This is a genomic window from Psychrobacter sp. T6-5 (assembly GCF_052258485.2).
Classification (GTDB): domain Bacteria; phylum Pseudomonadota; class Gammaproteobacteria; order Pseudomonadales; family Moraxellaceae; genus Psychrobacter.
The window spans coordinates 1,780,720-1,796,689 of sequence record NZ_JBQQEY020000001.1; the positions used below are offsets into that span (position 1 = coordinate 1,780,720).

Genomic DNA, 15,970 nt, shown 5'->3' on the forward strand with positions numbered 1-15,970 from the left:
CTAACACACGCTAACATATCCCAAAATTAGGCTGTGCTAGCATGTCTTAGGATAATCAATCGTATATCAATAATTCACAATATTTAAAAAGAGTAAGCATACTATGAAATTATAAGACAGAGTGGCGATTATATTTGGTGGCACTTCAGGGTTGGGCGAGGCGACGGCTAAGGCATTTGCTAATGAAGGCGCTAAAGTCGTCGTCACAGGACGCGATGAGGAAGACGGCAATCGAATTGTCAAAGATATTAGAGATAACAATCAAGACGCCATCTTTGTAAAAGCTGATGTAACGCAAAAGAGTGATATTCAAGCCGTAGTTGATAGCGCGTTAACGACTTACGATAAAATTGATATTTTGTACAATGGTGCTGGTATCCATGATGATTATGACAATGCTATTGAGCTAGAAGAAGATTTTTACGATAAATTGATGGCGATTAATGTCAAAGCGCCTTATCTGGCTTCAAAAATGGTGATTCCGCATTTTATCAAGCAAGGCGGCGGCACTGTTATTAATGTCGGCTCGCAAGCGACACAAATGGCAGGACCGGGCGGCTCAGCATATGTAACCTCCAAGCATGCTATCTTAGGATTCTCGAAACAACTGGCTTTTGATTTTGGCAGTCAAGGCATCAAAGTGAATACATTGTCGCCAGGTTTTATAAAAACACCAATGACTGAGGGTATCGACGATGAACGTCTAGCGCGTATTCCTGCCGAGCGTGCTGGTAAGCCTGAAGAGATTGCTGCACTTGCCGTGTTTTTGGCATCTGATGATTCTAATTATATGCAAGGCGCTAACGTTTTGATGGATGGCGGTTGGGTATTAGGTCGCAAATAGCTTTAGTATTTACCAACATGGTCGTCAACCATAAAAAAGCCTTCTCTTAAATTAAAGAAAGGGCTTTTTTCATTCAGAAAACACTAAGATTACAGCTGAGTATGCAGACCACACTCACGGCTTTCTTCTACCTTAGTTGGATCAAAGTAGTCATGCTCATTTGGCAAGTTGTACTCATCTAAGTACACGTCTAGATCCGCATCTGTTTTTTCAAACAATGGCGCTACTTTTAATACGCCGTCTTTTGATAAACTGAGTACATCAAGCCCTTGGCGGAATTCTGTTTGATCTTTACGAATGGCATTGAACCATACATCAGGCTTTAGCTCGTCTAGTGCACGGCGGAATGGCTCAAGTTTCACTTGCTCAGTGAACTCGTCATGCTGAGGGTTATCGATACCTGGGATACCATTCATGGTTGCATCACGGTGTGCAGCCGTTTGTTTTGGGATATAAGTCACAACGTTTAGATCAAGATCACGAATCAATTTGTTAGCAAACTGATAGGTTGCATCGGTGTTGTAACCTGAGTCTACCCACAACACAGTGATGTCAGGACGCTGCTTGGCAACCAAATGCAAGATCGCTGATTCATAAGGACGGAAGTTGGTGGTGATGATTGGGTTTTTTGCTTGCGTCAGTGCCCACTCAACGATTTGCTCAGGTGATTTACCTTGCAAATCTTGGTTTGCTTGGTCGATATCTAGGTTTGGGTGTAATTGGCTCATGATACATTCCTTAATAATTGTTAATATAAAAATAGCGATTTGATAGTGAACAATAAAATTAGTTTTTTGAGAACATCGGTAATGCTGAAGCGTCTCGACCATCATAGCTGCTGGCTAGGGCAGTGAAGGCTTGGCTGATATTAGAGTTGACATCATGCTCATTAAGTACAAAGCTAGTAGCACCAGCGCGCAGCAAATAAGCGATTTGGTCACGACCAAACGCGCCTGCCATGCGAATATCACCTTCATAACCAAGCTGACGCAAGGTCTGTGCAAAACTAAAACCGCGACCATCCACAAAACTTGGGACATGAATGACGATCAAGTCTTGCGTCAATAAAAAATCTTTTACATCAGGCAGATTATCAGCATCGGTGTTAGACGTGATCCACACACCCAACCGGCTGCTGTGCTGCTTGAGGATATCCAATACTTGTTCTAGCAAACCATTTGCCAGTTTGCCATCAGCATTTAATAAATCTGCTAATGGGACAAGCACATCGACTTTTTCTTGTTTGTGTAACAGCTCAAGCAAGGTCAGGTTTGATAACGCGATACCATCAGGCAGTTGCGCTGTTGCTAGCGCTTGCCAAGTATCTTCGCCACTAATATCTGTGCCATGGCTATCGAGCACATGATGATTAGCCATAGACCTTCTCCTTAAAGGGGGCGATACCAACGCGATCAATCACGTCACCAAAACCCTCAACATCTTGTTCGTTAGTGCCGCGTATATCGAGATAAACATCTAAAATGGTTTGCAAGGTGCTGGCCACATCATCTGCTGGCACCGCTTTGCCTAAGATTTTGCCCAATTTGGCGTCATTACTAGAGTTACCGCCAAGGCTAATCTGATACCAATGCTCGCCTTTTTTGTCCACACCCAAGATACCGATATCACCTGTGTGATGATGGGCGCAGGCGTTCATACAGCCTGACATATTTAGTCGAATATCACCAAGATCATACAAGTAATCTAAATCATCAAACTGCTTTTCGATTTGCTCAGCGATATTGTGCGTAGTGGCATTGGCCAGTGAGCAATAATCCCAACCTGGGCAGACAATCATGTCGGTTAAGGTGTTGATATTGGCGCGTGCTAAATGCAGGTCTGACAGCTGCTGCCATAATTCATAAAGCTCATTGGTTTGCACATCAGCGAATACTAGATTTTGCTGATACGTACCGCGCAACTCACCAAAGCTATAACGATCAGACAAATCGGCAAGCGCATCCATTTGCGCATCACTCAAGTCACCTGATGGCACATAACGACCATCCACCAGTCCGGCTTTTAAAGAAATCACGACCGCATGGTAGCCATCCACTTTATGTGGCACGGTGTTTTGCTTATACCAATCAGCGAAATCTTTATTGTCTGCCAATTGTGCTTGCAACTCTGATTGTACTGCGAGCGCATCAAATGACTGATAATCAGGCATACTGAAGTAACTGGCAGCGGTGTCAAAATTGTCTTCAGTCAAGGTAAGTGGACCATCTTTAGTATGTGCTTCCCACTCAGCATCCACCAACTTGGCAAACTGATTGCCGCCTAAGCTATCAACCAAAATCTTGATACGGGCTTTGTACTTGTTATCACGGCGACCATGCAAGTTATAAACGCGCAAAATGGCATCGAGATAGCTGAGTAAATGCTCACGCGGTAAGAATTTGCGAATCGTTTTACCGATAATAGGCGTACGTCCTAAGCCACCCCCAACGATCACTTCAAAGCCAAGCTCGCCTGAGTCATTGGTAACGACGTGCAGACCCACATCATGTACTTGCGTCGCAGCGCGATCCGCTTCGGTGCCGATTACTGCAATTTTAAATTTACGCGGTAAAAAAGCAAACTCAGGGTGAAAGGTTGACCACTGACGAATGATTTCGCAATAAGGACGTGGATCAGCGATTTCTTCCTTGTGGATACCAGCGTAAGGGTCCGTTGTGGTATTACGGATACAGTTGCCTGAGGTTTGGATGGCATGCATCTGTACCGTTGCCAATTCTGCCAAAATATCTGGCACCTCTTCTAGTTTTGGCCAGTTCAGCTGAATATTGGTACGGGTAGTCATGTGCCCATAACCTTTATCATACTTGCGGGTAATCTCTGCCAATTTGCGCAGCTGATAGCTGGCAAGTAGTCCGTAAGGAATGGCGATACGGAGCATCGGCGCATAACGCTGAATATAGAGGCCATTTTGCAATCGCAGTGGCAAATACTGCTCTTCTGGCAGCTCACCCGCTAGAAATCGTGCGGTTTGGTCGCGAAATTGGGCAACTCGTTCGTCTACTAACGTCTGGTCAGCGTAATTATATTGATACATGACGTAATCTCAGTTTTGTTTTTAGTCTTAAAAGCAGCGATGGAAGCAATCTAATATCTGTGCTCGTAGGTGATAGACTTTACCACAAATCGCAATTTAAACAATTCAGGGTCACATCATATAAGCTTCTATCTATAAACATAAATTCCTTTCAGACATATCCATATCCAAACACAGCATAAATTTTCATAACGAAAGTTAGGTAGCCTATGCTTATCAAATCTAATGCCTGATCGTTCGTGCTTTATTCTTATTATCATTTATTAGTGGCTGGCTTATCAGCCGCTTACTTTGTTGATTATCTTTCTCGACCATTCTTTCTAATAAGAGGTTTTAATAACGATATGTCTCAGACCCAAATTCAGAACCCAAGCCAAACTCAATCCCAATCAAAACTGGTTCCACCACATGGCAGTGCCGAGCTTAAACCACTGTTGTTAGAAGGCGAAGCACGCGAGCAAGCATTAGAGCTTGCCAGCACCTTGCCAACCATTACCTTAAGCTCACGCGAGCGTGGTGACCTGATCATGTTTGGTATTGGCGGCTTTACGCCATTGAATGGTTTTATGAATAAAGCCAACTGGCAAGGTGTGGTTGATAACATGCGCTTGCAAAGTGGGGATAACGAAGGTTTGTTTTGGCCCATTCCAATTACCTTGTCTGCACCAAAAGCGACGGCGGATAGTTTGAGTCAAGGCGACAAAGTAGCATTGGTCGCACAAGATGGCGAAGTTATGGGTATCTTGACGGTAGAAGAGACCTATACCATCGACAAAGAACACGAGTGTCAGCAAGTATTTACCACTACAGACCCAGAGCATCCAGGCGTCCAGCAAGTATTGGATCAAGATGACGTTAATATTGCGGGTAGTGTAGAAGTGCTGAGCGAGGGCGAGTTCCCAACGCGTTATCCTGGTATCTATAAAACGCCCGCGCAAACACGTCAAATCTTTGAAGAGAAAAATTGGAAGACTGTGGCGGCTTTCCAAACGCGTAACCCGATGCACCGCTCACATGAATATCTGGCCAAAATCGCAATTGAGATCTGCGATGGCGTTATGATTCATTCATTGCTCGGCGCACTAAAACCAGGTGATATTCCAGCAGAAGTACGTCAAGAAGCCATTAAAACCTTGATTGACAATTACTTCAAACAAGACACGGTCATTCAAGCGGGTTATCCATTAGATATGCGCTATGCAGGTCCACGTGAAGCATTATTGCATGCGTTATTCCGCCAAAACTATGGCTGTAGCCATCTGATCGTTGGTCGTGATCATGCTGGTGTGGGTGATTATTATGGCGCATTCGATGCCCAAACCATTTTTGAACAGGTTGGCAAAGACGATCTTATCACCCAGCCGCTAAAAATTGGCTGGACCTTCTGGTGTAATGCTTGTAACGCCATGGCGTCTGACAAGACTTGCCCGCATGACGCCTCTGAACACGTTAAAGTATCAGGTACCAAACTACGTAAAGCGCTATCAGAAGACATGGAAGTACCAGAGAACTTTAGCCGTCCAGAAGTGCTTGAGATACTACGGAACTACTACGGTAGCATCGCTCGTGAAGAACGTGCTGAGATCAAACTCACTGGCGCATCTGCGGTATAAACCCAACGTGCTAGCATAAAAAAGTGCCAGCATAAAAAATCAGTGCTAAATCAAACCTAAAAAAGGTGTCGGACTTATGGTCTGGCACCTTTTTGTTTTTATCATTTTTAGCATCTCTCACCTCAGTTAGCGTGAGCTACCAAATCGCTAAATCTTCTGTCAGTTTTTGATATTCTCCCGCAAGTGAGGCACCGCCTGAGCAAAAATAATTCAGCGCATACGTATCTGGGCTATCAATCGTCAGCATATTGTCTTTAAATTGAAAAAAGACGGTGCTGTCATTTGCCTGTGCCTGAAAAATTGTACCGTGTGCCGCGTCTTGCCCCATTAATGTCGCCTTACCATCAAACTGACAAGTCTGTTTTTTGATATCGCTGCGTGAGCGAATTTTTATATCGATTTGTTGGTCACTCTCTGCACGCACCATGACGCCAACCCAGTCATATTTTTGTGCGCGTTTGTCATAATCTGCAGAAGCATAATCACCAGAAATATAGTCTTTCATAACATCACTGATAACATCCACTGGAATTGGATGAACTGCTATAGCACTGTGCGAAGAATTCTTCACCGTGGGCGTCACGTTATGACAACCCGTTACGGCAGCTAGGGTAGTGGCCATCAAGGTTAATGCTGCAACAGAATGAAAGCGATGGGACGAAAGAGTCATAAAAAGGCCTTTGGTCAAATAAGACGGAAAAATGAATATAGCATTGGCGCTAGGCCATACCATATAAAATGATGGTAAAGCCTAGCTAAATTATAGTCTATTTAATAAGCCTGCCTACAATGATTTACCTCTCGTTCCTCATAATCTCGTAAGAGCACATGCTAAGTGCTTATGCCAACATCAGGACTTGATAAGCTGATTCGTCACTAAGCGTTTGCTATTTATGCTGCTAGCATAGCTTTCATCATCCGAAAACCGAAATCAACAGAGTAAAAGTCAAAAGAACTAAGCTCAAACGATTGTAAGCCCTCTGATGATGGTCAAAATTTTGACAACACGCTTCTACTACCTTTATCGAGAGCATCATGCAAAAAAAATTCCAAAAATTCCGCATTGCTAGCATCCAGCCAACCAATAATAAACATATAAAAGCGCGGGCACTTATCACTAGCGGCATGCTCGCAGCAGCGATCATAATGACAGGCTGTAGTCCAACCGAAGGGGCGCAAAACGAAGCAGCAAACAACGCTAATGGTGGGACGCAGGATGTCAATCTACTCAATGTCTCCTATGATGTGTCTCGTGACTTTTATAAAGACTATAACGCGCTATTTAGCACTGACTATCGAAAAGCCCATCCAAACAGCAAAGTAAATATCAATCAATCACATGGCGGTTCAAGCAAGCAGGCATTATCTGTTGCCAATGGTCTACAAGCAGATGTGGTGACCTTTAACCAAGAGAGTGATATGAACCTGCTGGTTGAAAAAGGTCTGGTCGCTACTGATTGGCAGCAAGCATTACCCAATAGTGCCGTGCCGTACACCAGCACTATGGTGCTACTGGTTCGCGCTGGCAATCCAAAAAACATACAAGACTGGTCAGATTTAGCCCGTAACGATATCGATGTGGTCACCCCCAATCCCAAGACCAGTGGTACGGCGCGTTATGCCTTTCTGGGTGCTTACGGTTATGGCTTGCATCAATTTAAAGAAAACCGCAGTGACAACCCGGTTCAAACCAATGACTTTATCAAAAAGCTGCTGGCAAACGTCGTCACTTATGACAATGGCGCACGTGCTGCGACGACCAGTTTTACCCAGCGCGGCCTAGGCGATGTACTCATCACTACCGAAAATGAGGCAAACTTGGCCGCTCAGCAATTTGCCAAAGGTCAAGTCGATATTGTCTATCCAAGTTACTCGATTGAGATTGCCAACCCAGTAGCAGTCGTCACGGCAGTGACTGATAAAGCGGGCAAGACCGAAGCGGCAAATGCTTATCTAAAAGGCTTATGGGACAAGCCTGCACAAGAGCTGATGGCAAAAATGTATATGCGTCCGAGTGATGAGCAAATACTTGCCGCTCATAAAGATACTTTGCCTGATATTGAAACGTTTGAGCCTGTCGCCGTCTTTGGCCCATGGGCAGAGATTATGGATACTTTCTTTGTAGACGGTGGCCGTTTCGATCAGCTGGCAAGTGCTAAGTAGTCGTTAATTCTTGGCTTGTAGAATGATCTGTCTTGGCCGTTATCAGTGAAACACGGACAAGATAGATAAGATGTATCTAGTATTAGAAAACAGTTGGTTATGCGTATAGAATTTTTTCATAAATTATTGATATGATTGGCTTTGCCTGCTTGTTATTCCCTTTTGGCAATAACATACGCATATTCATCATTAAACATAATAAGATGGCGCTGTTAGCATACTTGCATTACATAACAGACATCTTTGAGGTATTTATGACAGACGTAGCTCGTTATCAACAAAAGAGTAAAACCCTTAGTGCCTTGAGTATTGCTGGCGTTGCTTTGACATTGGGTCTAGCTGGCTGTAGCAACAGTGAGACTACTGAGGCGGCAGCTGACGGTTCAGCGACGACAGAAGGGCAGAATATTGAGCTACTCAATGTCTCATACGATGTGGCACGTGACTTTTATAAAGACTACAACCCTTTGTTTGTTGAGCATTATAAAGCTGAGCATCCAGACAGCAAGATTCTAATCAAGCAGTCACATGGTGGCTCAAGCAAACAGGCACTGTCTGTGGCTAATGGTCTACAAGCCGATGTTGCCACTATGAACCAAGGCTCTGATATCGAGCTACTTGAGAAAAAAGGCTTGGTTGAGTCAGATTGGGAAAGCAAGTTCCCTGATAATGCCGTTCCTTTTACCAGTACTATCGTATTTTTGGTACGTAAAGACAATCCAAAAAATATCAAAGACTGGGAAGATTTGACCAAAGACGGTGTTGAGATTGTCATGGCCAACCCAAAGGTGACGGGTAACGGTCGTTATGCATTCTTAGGTGCTTATGGTTATGGTCTACATGCTTTTAATCAAGATGAAACAAAAGCCAAAGGCTACGTCAAAGACATGCTAAAAAATGTCAAGGTTTATGAAAACGGCGGACGTGCCGCGACAACGACTTTCGTACAGCGCGGTATCGGTGATGTCTTGGTTACTTTTGAGAATGAAGCCAACCTTGCAGCGACTGACTTTGGTGCGGGTCAAGTAGACATCGTGTATCCAAAATACTCAATTAAATCAGAAAGCCCTGTGGCTGTCGTGAAGACGGTAACAGACAAAAAAGGTACCACAGACGCGGCCAAAGCGTATCTTGATTATTTATGGAGTGAGCCTGCTCAGCAACTAGCGGCCGATTTATACTTACGTCCTAGCGTCAAAAGCGTGCTTGACAAAAACGGTGATAAATTACCACCTGTTGAGACTTTCCGCCCGAACGATGCCTTTGGCACATGGGATGAGATCATGAGCACTTACTTCAGTGATGGCGGTGTGTTTGATCAGTTGGCTGTTAATGCGCCGCAGTAATCGCCTGCTACGTATATAAGAGCCGCTACTGCGCTAACCACTGAAACTGGTCGAAGCAGTTAATCGTACAGTCAGTCATGAAGCACCCCATAAAGGACATGGTCGTACGCACTATGTCCTTTATATTGTAAGCCGACCAATAATAATTTTAATAATAGTTGTGATAATAATGGTCTTACGGTGAGCACCCTCGCTAAGTACCATCAGTTAGGCAATAGGACATCACTATGAGTGCAACATCTTCTTCTGCCAGCAAACCCACCAACAAAAAAGGGTGGTTGACACGCTTGCGTCAGCGCAATGTGCTACCTGGGTTTGGTCTGAGCATGGGCATCACTGTCTTTAGTTTGTCATTACTAGTGGTGCTACCGTTTGCCATGATGGCCTATACCACAACTCAGATGGGTTGGACGGGTTTTTGGGAAACCATCACCCAGCCGCAAGTCACTGCTGCAATTAAGCTCAGCTTATGGATGTCGTTTTTAGCGATGCTCACCAATATGGTATTCGGTACGCTTGTCGCGTGGGTCCTAGTGCGTTATGAGTTTTGGGGTAAGTCGTTAATTAATGCCTTGGTTGATTTGCCATTTGCACTACCAACCGCAGTGACGGGTATCTCGCTTGCAACACTGTACGCGCCTAATGGCTTGATTGGTCAATGGTTCGCCAAGTTCGATATTCAGGTCGCCTTTACGCCGATAGGTATTTGGCTGGCATTGGTTGTGGTGAGCTTCCCCTTTATTGTCCGTGCAGTACAGCCTGTACTCGCAGAGCTATCAGTTGAGTTTGAAGAAGCCGCAGCCGTATTGGGCGCTAATCGCTTAACCACCTTTCGCAAAGTGATTTTGCCAGAGCTACTGCCTGCCTTACTCATGGGTGCCGGGATGATGTTTGCCCGTGCTACTGGCGAGTATGGCTCCGTTATTTTTATCGCGGGTAATATTCCGATGCAATCTGAGATTTTGCCGCTCATCATTATCAGTAAACTTGAGCAGTTCGATGTTCAAGGTGCTTCTGCGGTTGCACTGTTTATGCTACTTATATCGTTTGTGATTTTATTGACCATCAATATCATGCAGTGGAAACTGTCGCGCCGCGTAGGAGCTCGCTAATATGCAAATATCTAATAGCTACGACTACCAAAGCAACGCTGCGACCAAAGACACGCCATGGATACGCCGCACCTTTATTGTTATCGCTGTGCTGTTTATGGTATTAATGCTAGTGGTGCCATTATTGGCTGTGTTTTATGAGGCTTTCAAAAATGGCTGGCAGTTATATCTTGCGTCATTGGTTGACCCTGAGGCCTTACAAGCGATCAAACTTACATTGATCACAGCGGCGATTGTTTTACCGATCAACATGGTCATGGGTATTGCGATTGCATGGTTGGTTACACGCTATCAGTTCAAAGGTAAGCAGTTGGTGACGACGTTACTTGATTTGCCATTTTCTGTCTCGCCCGTCGTTGCCGGTTTGATGTTTGTGCTGTTATTCGGACTGAACTCTACGATCGGCGGCTGGCTTGAGAGCATGGGTTTTCAGGTGATCTATGCAGTGCCTGGTATTATTTTGGCGACGCTATTTGTGACCTTTCCGTTTGTGGCACGTGAGCTAATACCACTGATGCAAACTCAAGGCGACTCTGAAGAGCAGGCCGCATTGACCTTGGGTGCGACTGGTTGGCAAACCTTTTGGCATGTGACATTACCTAATATTAAATGGGCGCTGCTATATGGTTTGATTTTGACCAATGCACGTGCGATGGGCGAGTTTGGCGCTGTTAGTGTTGTATCTGGTCACATTCGCGGCGAGACCAATACCATGCCGCTATTGGTTGAGATTGCCTATAATGATTATAACTTTACCGCTGCATTTGCCTTATCGAGCTTACTTGCCGCACTTGCCCTAGTGACGCTACTGATTCAGCAAGTCATGACCAAAATGCAAGAGCGCAAATTTGCTAAGTCTGAACGTTTAGCGGCTGCTCCTGAGCTACCAGTGAGTGCCAATGCAACGACCTCAACGGCTGAGAGTGCTAGTAAGCTATAAGTTGTTTGGGTAAGTATTCAGGGTTGTTCAATCATATTGACACAGTCGTTAAGACATCAGTCTCAATACGACAAAAGATATTATAAGAGATACCATTATGAGCATTGAGATTCGCAACGTTAATAAAAAATTTGGTGACTTTACGGCTTTAGACAACATCAATATTACTGTGCCAACTGGCAAGCTGACGACGTTGCTAGGCCCATCAGGTTGTGGTAAGACCACATTGCTACGTATCATAGCGGGTCTGGAATATGCCGACTCTGGACAGGTGCTGTTTGATGAGCTGGATGTCACTAATACGCCGGTACAGAAGCGTCATATTGGCTTTATGTTTCAGCATTATGCGTTGTTCCGTCATAAGAACATCGCGGATAATGTTGCCTTTGGATTGACGTTGCTGCCAAAAAATGAGCGTCCTAGCAAAGCAGATATCAATAAGCGCGTGGCAGAGCTGCTAGATCTGGTACAGCTCCCACAAGTCGCTAATGCGTATCCGCACCAACTATCAGGTGGTCAGCGTCAGCGAATTGCACTGGCACGGGCACTTGCGGTCAAGCCAAAGCTGCTACTGCTGGATGAGCCATTTGGTGCGTTAGATGCCAAGGTACGTAAAGAGCTGCGCACTTGGTTAAAGAACATCCACCACGAGCTTGGTATCACAAGCATCATGGTGACCCATGATCAAGAAGAAGCCCGCGCCGTATCGGACGAGATCGTCGTCATGAATCAAGGTCGAGTAGAGCAGGTAGGAACGTCAGAGGAACTGATACATCGCCCAGCCAATGCCTTTATCAGTGACTTCTTGGATTTGGCTTAGCGGCTTAGCTTTTAACTCATTGTCATTCATGATCGATAAGCCAAAAAAAATCCTACCTAAGTAGGATTTTTTTTGGCTTGTTGAATCGTACAGAGTGCAATGAACTACACTTGTCTATTTATAACCTTTAAGCAAGTCTCGATTCATCTTTATCTGAATCGCTTGGAGAGAGTTGATCATAAGTGATATTCAAGATGTCTTGACACCATTCTGGTAAGTCATCAGCGACTTCGTACCACATCCATGTACCGTCACGTACACAGCTTAAGATACCCAGTTTTTTCAAATGGTTCAAATGACGCGATATCGTTGGTTGCGGTTGATCAAGCATGTCTACCAAATCACCCACACAGCGTGCTTCTTTTTTAAAGAGAATTTGAAATATTTTTAGGCGTGTTGGATCAGATAAGACTTTGAACAAATCGATAGGTCGTATCGTAAAATTATTATCAGACATAGGAAAATTCCAATGGACTTCGTTTATAGGGGTTCAATATAACAGCAGTTATCTAGAAAATCGATTAAAAAATAAGCAAAATTACAGTTCATCGTTAATTTACTACCTTCTATAATATTCGGTTACATGGACGCTTATATCCACTTACATAGATGAATGGTGCGAAATACAACAGTACCATCATGACCAAAAAATGTTCCGAATGTTATTGAAAATGATAACAATTATCGTTATTATACTGCATGTAATCAGCGTGATGCTGAGCAAGTAGTCGCTCAAATAGTGGTAATCAGAGGAGCCAATCCATGTACGTATGTATCTGTAATAACGTCAAAGAAAAGCAAATCAAAGCAGCCATTGCTTCTGGTGTAGATACCCTTGATGGTCTAAAAGACACTCTCGACGTTGCAACTTGCTGTGGATGCTGTGAGCCTATGGTCAATGATTACTTAGACGAGCATCACGCAGCACTCGATGTCTTAGCGTATGCAGTATAACTACTTTCAGCTTAGTCAATCTTGTCTCTAATCTAACCAAATATATTCAATATCTTGCATCTATTCTTTCATTATACATAAGGAGTAGGTTGCAGGCGTCCATATAACCTCATTGATACGCCAACATCGCTGCTATCAATTTGTGTCAAGTATCGTGACTGACAACTGTAGCTAATTACAATTCTCAATTAGCATCTTGTTCTTAGTTCACAACATTACATGCCACATGGCGACTGTATGCTACTATATCTGTCTAAGATTGTAAGACGTTTTATTGATTTGACCCTTTACTGATCAGTTTACCGATTCCACTGTCTTTATATGTAAAAATGTGGATATATAACGGTCTGTAAAAAATAAATAGAGGAGTGTATATTATGATAGGCAGTCAAAAAGTCATTGATTATTTGAATTTCTTGTTAGGCGGCGAGCTGGCTGCACGTGACCAGTATTTTATCCATTCAGAGATGTATGCTGAATGGCATTATGGCAAATTGTACGATCGTATCCATCATGAAATGGAAGACGAAACACTACACGCACAAGCAATTATTCGTCGTATCTTGATGCTAAGTGGTACGCCAAAAATGACGGTTGATACGATCAATATCGGCAGCACTGTCCCTGAGATGTTGCAAATTGACCTTGATCTAGAATATAAAGTACAGAAACATCTAAAAGAAGGCATTGCGCTTTGTGAAGCAGAGCACGACTATGTCACACGTGAGATGCTCGTTGAGCAGCTAAAAGATACTGAAGAAGACCATGCGCATTGGCTTGAACAACAGTTACGCTTAATTGACATGATTGGTCTGCCTAATTATCTACAAACCCAGATGGCTGAAGTCACTCCTAATCTTGTTTGATATCATCACAGATACGAATAAAAAAATATAGCATTTAGTATAAATAGGAAAGGGAGAGAGATCATGAAAGGGGATAAAGAGGTCATCCGTGCATTAAACAAGGTGCTTGGCCAATCATTAATTGCGATTAACCAGTATTTCTTGCACGCACGTATTGCCCGTCATTGGGGCTTAGAAGCGCTTAACGACTCACTTTATAAGCAGTCTATCGCTGAGATGAAATGGTCAGATGATTTGATTGCGCGTATCTTGCTGTTAGGTGGTTTACCTAACTTACAGGAATTGGGTAAGGTATTGGTCGGTGAAGATGTGCCCGAAGTAATTGAGTGCAACCTGCGTTTAGAGAAACAAAAATTCAGCATCATTACGGATGCAATCACCCTATGCGAGACAAAGTCTGACTATGTGTCTCGTCACCTACTAGTTACGCTAAAAGATGGTAATGAAGAATATCAAGATTGGCTAGAGACGCAAGAAGATTTGATTGAAAGTATGGGTGTAGAACGCTATATACAATCACAAATCAGTGATGATGACGCGCCATAAGCAATTAGTCTCAATTAGCATTCGTCTCAGTTAGCAATGAAGCAAACTTGCCAGCGTGTGATTGGTTTTTAACCAAAACATACGCTGGCTTTTTTACATTTAGAAACCACTAAAGACTTATACGAGGCAATCAACTTTTAAGTATTTACCGAGGTAGTTAATACAAACCACGCCCATCTTCTGGTTTTAACCGTAAAAAGCCCAATCCTGAGAGAATGGTAAAGCCGCCCAATATCCAATAAGTGACCTGAAAAGCAAGTAGGGTATCAATTTGAAACCGCTCACGTAACAAGTTAAGCAGTGCGGCACCAAAGGCAATACCCAATCCGATTGCCATCTGCTGATTGACGGCCATCAAGCTGTTGCCACTACTGGTCTGTGCCCCTTGTAGATCGCCGATAGTGATGGTATTCATGGCACTGAACTGGATTGAGTTACAAACACCAATCACAATCAGCACCGGGATCATCCACGGCCACTGCGCCGCATCTGAGAACAGTCCTAGTACAATAATCAGTAAACCTAAAATAAGGGTATTGTATACCAATACCACGCGGTAGCTGTAACGCTGGATAATTTTGCTGACAAAGGGTTTTATCCCAAGTGCACCAACTGCAATGGGTGCTAATAACCAGCCTGCCTGCGAAGGTGTGTATTCAAACACGACTTGTAATAGTAATGGTAATAAAAAAGGCACGGCACTGATGCCAATACGAGTGGATAGATTGCCAGTAATACCAATACGAAAAGTGGGTACATTAAAGAGTGTCAAAGAAAAGAGCGGCGCAACATGGCGTTTGGCATGCCATACATACGCCAGTAAAAAACCAATCGATGCGGCAGCTAGCAATAGCGCATTGTAACCGTGACCGACTTTTGAACCCATCTCAACCGCTAACGTCAACGCGCACGCACCCAATGCAAACAGCCCAAAACCCAGCCAGTCTAGCGACTGTTTGTCGCCAAATAGTGCTGGTATTAGTTTTTTGCCAATCAAAAAACCCACCACACCCATCGGAATATTGATCAAAAATATCCAATGCCAGCTGGCATATTGCACTAAATAACCCCCAAGCAAAGGCCCAACCAATGGCGCGACCAAAGCAGGAATCACTGCAAAATTCATCACCGTTAGCAACTGATTACGTGGGTAGGACTTGACCAAAATCAAGCGTCCAACCGGAGTCATCATGGCACCACCAATGCCTTGTATCACTCGTGAGATGACCAAAAAATTTAACGTAGAGGCCATAGCGCACAGTAGTGAGCCCACGCAAAATATCACAATGGCTGATAGGAAAACACGGCGTGTACCATACTTATCTGCCAAAAACCCGCTAATTGGGATAAAAATGGCTAAGGTGAGCGCATAGCTGATAACGGCCCATTGCATTTTTAACGGTGATTCATCCAACGCTAATGCCATTTGTGGCAATGCGGTGTTCAAAATAGTGGCATCTAAAATTTGCATAAATAACGCTACCGCTAGGACATAGGGTAGGTATTTATTTTGCGTTGGGGTGAGCGTCAGCATGTCAATCCCATTGGATATCTTATTATAAAATCGAGAGGTTCGCGTCTTTACGGACAGATTGCGCGATATAAGTTGAGTAGTATAAGAAAGCTTAGAGGGTAATTAAAGTGCCTCAAGGTAACGAAGCATTATGGCGGGCTTGGGTCATTGAGTGGTATGTCATTAATCACAGCAAAA

Annotated in this window: 15 protein-coding genes and 1 pseudogene; 10 read left to right on the forward strand and 6 right to left on the reverse strand. The window is 43.8% G+C overall.

Annotated elements, in window-relative coordinates; genetic code table 11:
• Positions 1–121: 121 nt before the first annotated feature.
• The gene (locus tag ACTXGK_RS22330; protein WP_443516406.1) at positions 122–844 is read left to right on the forward strand and encodes an SDR family NAD(P)-dependent oxidoreductase; all 723 of its coding nucleotides are present in this window, start codon (positions 122–124) and stop codon (positions 842–844) included.
• A gap of 89 nt (positions 845–933) precedes the next feature.
• Here ACTXGK_RS22330 and ACTXGK_RS22335 read toward each other — a convergent pair whose 3' ends face one another.
• The 3 genes from ACTXGK_RS22335 to ACTXGK_RS22345 are packed head-to-tail and all read right to left on the reverse strand — an operon-like array spanning position 934 to position 3,899.
• Positions 934–1,572: a phosphoadenosine phosphosulfate reductase domain-containing protein gene (locus tag ACTXGK_RS22335; protein WP_443516404.1), complete on the reverse strand. Its 639-nt coding sequence runs from the start codon at positions 1,570–1,572 to the stop codon at positions 934–936.
• 58 nt (positions 1,573–1,630) lie between these two features.
• Positions 1,631–2,221: a DUF934 domain-containing protein gene (locus tag ACTXGK_RS22340; RefSeq protein WP_443516402.1), complete on the reverse strand. Its 591-nt coding sequence runs from the start codon at positions 2,219–2,221 to the stop codon at positions 1,631–1,633.
• Entirely contained in the window at positions 2,214–3,899 is a 1,686-nt protein-coding gene (locus ACTXGK_RS22345) for a nitrite/sulfite reductase (RefSeq protein ID WP_443516400.1), read from the reverse strand. The genes ACTXGK_RS22340 and ACTXGK_RS22345 overlap by 8 nt, the downstream gene beginning before the upstream one ends.
• A gap of 344 nt (positions 3,900–4,243) precedes the next feature.
• On the opposite strand from ACTXGK_RS22345, the gene sat reads away from it, so the two are divergent.
• Entirely contained in the window at positions 4,244–5,512 is a 1,269-nt protein-coding gene (sat, locus tag ACTXGK_RS22350) for a sulfate adenylyltransferase (protein WP_443516398.1), read from the forward strand.
• Between the two features lie 136 nt (positions 5,513–5,648).
• Here sat and ACTXGK_RS22355 read toward each other — a convergent pair whose 3' ends face one another.
• Positions 5,649–6,182 carry a hypothetical protein gene (locus ACTXGK_RS22355; protein WP_443516397.1) on the reverse strand — a complete coding sequence of 178 codons (534 nt, stop codon included), beginning with the start codon at positions 6,180–6,182 and terminating at the stop codon, positions 5,649–5,651.
• Between the two features lie 365 nt (positions 6,183–6,547).
• On the opposite strand from ACTXGK_RS22355, the gene ACTXGK_RS22360 reads away from it, so the two are divergent.
• The 5 genes and pseudogenes from ACTXGK_RS22360 to ACTXGK_RS22380 all read left to right on the forward strand — a co-directional run.
• Positions 6,548–7,675: a sulfate ABC transporter substrate-binding protein gene (locus ACTXGK_RS22360; RefSeq protein ID WP_443516395.1), complete on the forward strand. Its 1,128-nt coding sequence runs from the start codon at positions 6,548–6,550 to the stop codon at positions 7,673–7,675.
• Between the two features lie 254 nt (positions 7,676–7,929).
• Positions 7,930–9,021: a sulfate ABC transporter substrate-binding protein gene (locus tag ACTXGK_RS22365; protein WP_443516393.1), complete on the forward strand. Its 1,092-nt coding sequence runs from the start codon at positions 7,930–7,932 to the stop codon at positions 9,019–9,021.
• A gap of 227 nt (positions 9,022–9,248) precedes the next feature.
• Positions 9,249–10,133 (forward strand): sulfate ABC transporter permease subunit CysT, encoded by an 885-nt coding sequence (gene cysT, locus ACTXGK_RS22370; RefSeq protein WP_071001578.1) that lies wholly within the window; start codon positions 9,249–9,251, stop codon positions 10,131–10,133.
• Position 10,134: 1 nt separating this feature from the next.
• Positions 10,135–11,073: a sulfate ABC transporter permease subunit CysW gene (cysW, locus tag ACTXGK_RS22375; RefSeq protein ID WP_238038280.1), complete on the forward strand. Its 939-nt coding sequence runs from the start codon at positions 10,135–10,137 to the stop codon at positions 11,071–11,073.
• A gap of 97 nt (positions 11,074–11,170) precedes the next feature.
• Positions 11,171–11,890 (forward strand): annotated as a pseudogene (locus tag ACTXGK_RS22380) (sulfate/molybdate ABC transporter ATP-binding protein); the annotation flags it as partial.
• A gap of 130 nt (positions 11,891–12,020) precedes the next feature.
• On the opposite strand, the gene ACTXGK_RS22385 reads toward ACTXGK_RS22380, so the two are convergent.
• Positions 12,021–12,350, reverse strand: a complete 330-nt coding sequence (locus tag ACTXGK_RS22385; RefSeq protein WP_075107599.1) for an ArsR/SmtB family transcription factor — start codon at positions 12,348–12,350, stop codon at positions 12,021–12,023.
• 305 nt (positions 12,351–12,655) lie between these two features.
• On the opposite strand from ACTXGK_RS22385, the gene ACTXGK_RS22390 reads away from it, so the two are divergent.
• From ACTXGK_RS22390 to bfr (ACTXGK_RS22400), 3 genes are all read left to right on the forward strand, one after another.
• Positions 12,656–12,847 (forward strand): (2Fe-2S)-binding protein, encoded by a 192-nt coding sequence (locus tag ACTXGK_RS22390; protein WP_075107600.1) that lies wholly within the window; start codon positions 12,656–12,658, stop codon positions 12,845–12,847.
• 377 nt (positions 12,848–13,224) lie between these two features.
• A complete protein-coding gene (gene bfr, locus ACTXGK_RS22395) occupies positions 13,225–13,713 on the forward strand; it encodes a bacterioferritin (RefSeq protein WP_075107601.1) in 489 nt (162 codons plus the stop codon).
• Between the two features lie 63 nt (positions 13,714–13,776).
• A complete protein-coding gene (gene bfr / locus ACTXGK_RS22400) occupies positions 13,777–14,259 on the forward strand; it encodes a bacterioferritin (RefSeq protein ID WP_443516391.1) in 483 nt (160 codons plus the stop codon).
• 157 nt (positions 14,260–14,416) lie between these two features.
• Here the strand turns inward: bfr (ACTXGK_RS22400) and ACTXGK_RS22405 are convergent, their stop codons facing one another.
• Positions 14,417–15,793, reverse strand: coding sequence for a DHA2 family efflux MFS transporter permease subunit (locus tag ACTXGK_RS22405; protein ID WP_443516389.1), 1,377 nt, complete (start codon positions 15,791–15,793; stop codon positions 14,417–14,419).
• Positions 15,794–15,970 lie beyond the last annotated feature (177 nt).

What these genes read in the sequence shown, in the direction of transcription:
- ACTXGK_RS22345 (WP_443516400.1), bottom strand. Translation starts at nt 3,899, where the DNA reads ATGTATCAATATAATTACGCTGACCAGACGTTAGTAGACGAACGAGTT.
- ACTXGK_RS22355 (WP_443516397.1), bottom strand. Translation starts at nt 6,182, where the DNA reads ATGACTCTTTCGTCCCATCGCTTTCATTCTGTTGCAGCATTAACCTTG.
- bfr (WP_075107601.1), top strand. Translation starts at nt 13,225, where the DNA reads ATGATAGGCAGTCAAAAAGTCATTGATTATTTGAATTTCTTGTTAGGC.
- ACTXGK_RS22365 (WP_443516393.1), top strand. Translation starts at nt 7,930, where the DNA reads ATGACAGACGTAGCTCGTTATCAACAAAAGAGTAAAACCCTTAGTGCC.
- ACTXGK_RS22360 (WP_443516395.1), top strand. Translation starts at nt 6,548, where the DNA reads ATGCAAAAAAAATTCCAAAAATTCCGCATTGCTAGCATCCAGCCAACC.
- ACTXGK_RS22335 (WP_443516404.1), bottom strand. Translation starts at nt 1,572, where the DNA reads ATGAGCCAATTACACCCAAACCTAGATATCGACCAAGCAAACCAAGAT.
- ACTXGK_RS22390 (WP_075107600.1), top strand. Translation starts at nt 12,656, where the DNA reads ATGTACGTATGTATCTGTAATAACGTCAAAGAAAAGCAAATCAAAGCA.
- cysW (WP_238038280.1), top strand. Translation starts at nt 10,135, where the DNA reads ATGCAAATATCTAATAGCTACGACTACCAAAGCAACGCTGCGACCAAA.
- ACTXGK_RS22405 (WP_443516389.1), bottom strand. Translation starts at nt 15,793, where the DNA reads ATGCTGACGCTCACCCCAACGCAAAATAAATACCTACCCTATGTCCTA.
- cysT (WP_071001578.1), top strand. Translation starts at nt 9,249, where the DNA reads ATGAGTGCAACATCTTCTTCTGCCAGCAAACCCACCAACAAAAAAGGG.
- bfr (WP_443516391.1), top strand. Translation starts at nt 13,777, where the DNA reads ATGAAAGGGGATAAAGAGGTCATCCGTGCATTAAACAAGGTGCTTGGC.
- sat (WP_443516398.1), top strand. Translation starts at nt 4,244, where the DNA reads ATGTCTCAGACCCAAATTCAGAACCCAAGCCAAACTCAATCCCAATCA.
- ACTXGK_RS22385 (WP_075107599.1), bottom strand. Translation starts at nt 12,350, where the DNA reads ATGTCTGATAATAATTTTACGATACGACCTATCGATTTGTTCAAAGTC.
- ACTXGK_RS22340 (WP_443516402.1), bottom strand. Translation starts at nt 2,221, where the DNA reads ATGGCTAATCATCATGTGCTCGATAGCCATGGCACAGATATTAGTGGC.